Origin of the sequence: Roseomonas acroporae, assembly GCF_023223525.1 — a bacterium.
In the GTDB taxonomy this organism is placed as follows: Bacteria; Pseudomonadota; Alphaproteobacteria; order Acetobacterales; family Acetobacteraceae; genus Roseomonas_E; species Roseomonas_E acroporae.
The window spans coordinates 1-2,462 of the sequence record NZ_JALPRX010000056.1; the positions used below are offsets into that span (position 1 = coordinate 1).

The 2,462-nt window shown below is 70.2% G+C and carries 5 protein-coding genes; 4 read left to right on the forward strand and 1 reads right to left on the reverse strand.

Annotated features, from left to right (window positions below):
- Positions 1-56 precede the first annotated feature (56 nt).
- Entirely contained in the window at positions 57-1,082 is a 1,026-nt protein-coding gene (locus tag M0638_RS13325) for an aspartate-semialdehyde dehydrogenase (protein ID WP_248667489.1), read from the reverse strand.
- Between the two features lie 359 nt (positions 1,083-1,441).
- Here M0638_RS13325 and M0638_RS13330 point away from each other — a divergent pair, with 359 nt between their 5' ends.
- The 4 genes from M0638_RS13330 to M0638_RS28825 are packed head-to-tail and all read left to right on the forward strand — an operon-like array spanning position 1,442 to position 2,439.
- Positions 1,442-1,630 carry a hypothetical protein gene (locus M0638_RS13330; RefSeq protein WP_248667490.1) on the forward strand — a complete coding sequence of 63 codons (189 nt, stop codon included), beginning with the start codon at positions 1,442-1,444 and terminating at the stop codon, positions 1,628-1,630.
- Complete coding sequence (locus tag M0638_RS13335; RefSeq protein WP_248667491.1) at positions 1,627-1,863, forward strand: hypothetical protein; 237 nt, start codon at positions 1,627-1,629, stop codon at positions 1,861-1,863. Before M0638_RS13330 ends, M0638_RS13335 begins: the two co-directional genes overlap by 4 nt.
- 8 nt (positions 1,864-1,871) lie before the next feature.
- A complete protein-coding gene (locus M0638_RS13340; RefSeq protein ID WP_248667492.1) occupies positions 1,872-2,273 on the forward strand; it encodes a putative toxin-antitoxin system toxin component, PIN family in 402 nt (133 codons plus the stop codon).
- Positions 2,274-2,310: 37 nt separating this feature from the next.
- Positions 2,311-2,439 carry a hypothetical protein gene (locus M0638_RS28825; protein ID WP_282571994.1) on the forward strand — a complete coding sequence of 43 codons (129 nt, stop codon included), beginning with the start codon at positions 2,311-2,313 and terminating at the stop codon, positions 2,437-2,439.
- The last annotated feature ends 23 nt before the right edge of the window (positions 2,440-2,462 follow it).

A 2,462-nucleotide genomic window follows, 5' to 3' on the forward strand; every position in this document is an offset into this window, starting at 1 on the left:
CGGGCCCGGGCCCCGGGGGCGGTGGTGCCCCCGGGGCCCGGGCTAGGGCGTCCGGTTCAGCCCTGCCGCAGCAGGTTCTGCGCCACCAGCTCCTCGGCGATCTGCACGGCGTTCAGCGCCGCGCCCTTGCGCAGGTTGTCGGCGACGCACCAGAAGGCGAGGCCGTTCGGCACGGTGGGGTCGCGGCGCAGGCGGGAGACGAAGACGGGGTCCTCGCCGGCGATGTCGACCTGGGTGGCGTAGCCGCCATCCTCGCGCTGGTCGAGCACGGTGATGCCGGGGGCCTCGCGCAGCGCCTCCCAGGCCTGCGCCTCGGTGATCGGGCGCTCGAACTCGACGTGGACCGCCTCGCCGTGGCCGATGAAGACGGGGACGCGGACGGTGGTGGCGATGAGCTGGATGTCGGGGTCGAGGATCTTGCGGGTCTCGACCGCCATCTTCCACTCCTCCTTCGTGAACCCGTCATCCATGAACTTGTCGATGTGCGGGATGCAGTTGAAGGCGATGGGCTTGGTGAACTGCTCGGGCTTGACCGGGTCGTTCACGTAGATGGCGCGCGTCTGGTTGAACAGCTCGTCCATCGCCTCCTTCCCCGCGCCGGAGACGGACTGGTAGGTGGAAACGACGACGCGCTTCACCTTGGCGATGTCGTGCAGCGGCTTGAGGGCGACCACCATCTGGATGGTGGAGCAGTTCGGGTTGGCGATGATGCCGCGCTTGCGGAAGTTGCGGATGGCCTGCGGGTTCACCTCCGGCACCACCAGCGGCACGTCCGGCTCCATGCGGAACTGGCTGGTGTTGTCGATGACGACGCAGCCCTGGGACGCGGCGCGGGGGGCGTGGACGGCCGAGACCGAGGCGCCTGGGGAGAAGAGGCCGATATCGGTGCCGGTGAAGTCGAACTTCTCGAGGTTCTGGACCTTCAGGACCTTCTTCTCGCCGAAGGACACCTCCTGGCCGGTGGAGCGGCCCGAGGCGAGCGCGATCACCTCGTCGACGGGGAAGTCCCGCTCGGCGAGGGTTTTCAGCATCTCGCGCCCGACCGCTCCGGTGGCACCGACGACCGCGACCCGATAGCCCATCGTTCTGTCCCTTCCAGGGGTGTGTGGCCGGCGGAAGCGCCACGGGCGCGGGCCGGCCTGGCGCGCGGGGGTGTGCGGCGCCGGGGGTATTTGACGTGGGGTGGGGCGGGAGACAAGCGCGCGGAGTGCGGGGGTGGGGTGCGGGGGGTGGAGAGGGCGTGGAGCGGGTTCGGACAAATCGGTGGGCTGCACGGGGCGGTGCGCGGGAAGGCGTGGGCGGGGTGGTGCAGGGTGGGGGTTGGCATCATAGGATTATTGTCCTATTAATGGTGGGGTGGGGTCAAGGATTCCGAAGAGTCGTTGGGCGCGACCGGGTGGTGGGGAGGATGGTAGGATCGGGGTGGAGGTTCCCCATGGGCATGGTGCGGCTACCCGAGGCGCTTCAGCGCGTGATCGAGCGGCAGATGGCCGAGGGGCAGGCCGCGAGCGCGGCGGCGTTCGTGAAGGAGGCGGTGATGCGGCTGGTGGACGAGGCGCAGGCCGAGGAGGCGGAGATCCGGGCGGCGGCCGAGGCGAGGGCGGAAGGCCGGTCGGGAGGGGAGCGGTGAGCCGGGTTTCCAGGATCGAGATCCCTGTCAAGGAGGCGACGGCGGCGGCGCTGGCGGATGCGCGGCGGCTGGAGGCGGTCGGGCGGCTGGTGGATCGGCTGGTGCGGCCGGGAGTGGATGATCCGTTGGTGGCGCTGCTTGAGCGGACGGCTGGCGAGGCACGGGCGGCAGGGCTGACGGAGGAGGAGATCGAGTCGGAACTGGCGGCGTACAACGCGGAGCGGCGAGGCTGAGCGTCCATGTGATCGATGCCAACACGGTGGTCTCGGCGGCGCTGAGCCCGGAAGGGACGGCGCGGCGGGCCATCGCGGCGGCGCGGGCGCGGGGGAGCATCGCGCTGTCACAGGCCGTGTTCGATGAGATCGCCGAGGTGCTGGCGCGGCCGAAATTCGCGCGGGTGCTCGGTGCGGACCGCCGGCTGGAAATTCTCGAAATGCTGTCGGCGGCGGCGGTGTGGGTCGAGCCGGGGGTGGCGGTGACAGATTGCCGGGACGGGAAGGACAACCGGTATCTGGAACTGGCACTCGCGGCCGGGGCGTCCAGCATCGTTTCGGGGGATGCGGATCTGCTGGTGCTCGATCCCTGGCGTGGCATTCGCGTGATGCAGGCCGCAGCGTTCCTGCGCGAGATTGGCGAGGGATGAGCGGCTTGCCGGTGTCGGGGGTAGAAGGAGCCGGCAGATGGAAGCGCGGGTGATCCGGAGCGAGGCCGAGCATGATGCGGTGCTGGCCGAGGTCGAGCGGCTGATGGCGGCGGTGCCGGCGGTGGGCAGCCCGGCGGGGGAGCGGGCTAGAGCATGCTGCGTTTGATCGGAATCGGGGTTCCGAAACGG

Coding starts and splice junctions, on each gene's coding strand:
- M0638_RS13325 (WP_248667489.1), bottom strand. CDS start 1,082: ATGGGCTATCGGGTCGCGGTCGTCGGTGCCACCGGAGCGGTCGGGCGC.
- M0638_RS13330 (WP_248667490.1), top strand. CDS start 1,442: ATGGTGCGGCTACCCGAGGCGCTTCAGCGCGTGATCGAGCGGCAGATG.
- M0638_RS28825 (WP_282571994.1), top strand. CDS start 2,311: ATGGAAGCGCGGGTGATCCGGAGCGAGGCCGAGCATGATGCGGTGCTG.